Origin of the sequence: Neoakkermansia glycaniphila, from assembly GCF_001683795.1 — a bacterium.
In the GTDB taxonomy this organism is placed as follows: Bacteria; Verrucomicrobiota; Verrucomicrobiia; order Verrucomicrobiales; family Akkermansiaceae; genus Akkermansia; species Akkermansia glycaniphila.
This window is the reverse complement of the sequence record NZ_LIGX01000008.1, coordinates 1-680: the sequence shown is the minus strand read 5'-3', so window position 1 is coordinate 680 and position 680 is coordinate 1. Positions and strand designations below refer to the sequence as shown.

1 protein-coding gene is annotated in these 680 nt (G+C 67.9%); it reads right to left on the bottom strand.

The window, feature by feature from the left end:
• Positions 1–33 precede the first annotated feature (33 nt).
• A partial coding sequence (locus tag AC781_RS13930) for a hypothetical protein (RefSeq protein ID WP_176712484.1) occupies positions 34–680 on the bottom strand: 647 nt, incomplete at its 5' end.

The window sequence follows — 680 nt, the reverse complement described above, 5'->3', positions numbered from 1 at the left end:
CATAAAATCATTAAAACTTGTTCAAACCCATCTTCATGCCTCCGTCTGCATCTGGATGATGCGCGCCGACAGCGTCCGGCTGATCGCCGGAGAAATCAAATACCCGCCCCACGGCCCGCGCGCCTGGTGCGGCCACACCGTCAGGCGCACCTGCGTATCCCCCCACACCGGGCCCGCCCAGCCGTAATTCCAGTCATAGCTCCCCCGGCAGTGGCCGTTCTGCTGCTGGTGGCGGTCCATCAGCACCGCCCCCGAGGGCAGACTCTCCAGCCGCACCCGCACTCCTGTGGACACCTTTTTCTGCCCCTTCGTAAAATACCCCCGCACCTCCGTCTCCGGCAGGCAGGCGGCATACACGGCAGCCACCTCCCCATTGTCCCCCTCCGTCCCGCCGATGGCCGCCGTCGTCAGGGCAGGGACCAGTAGCCGCAGCGTCGCCGTATCCCCCAGCCGCAGCCCCTGCGCCAGCGGCCCCTCCCCATGGGCGAACTCGAACCTCCCGTCCCCCAGCCACGCAGCGGCGGGATAACTCCCGTACGCCGACTGCACGCTGTACGTCCTCCCCGCCGTCAGGCGAATGTGGCGCGACCCATCCGCCGCGATGGACACCGCCTCCAGCGCACGCGCCCAGCAGTTCCCCTCCGGCGTCCCGGCCCATCCCCCCATATCCAGCCGGATCA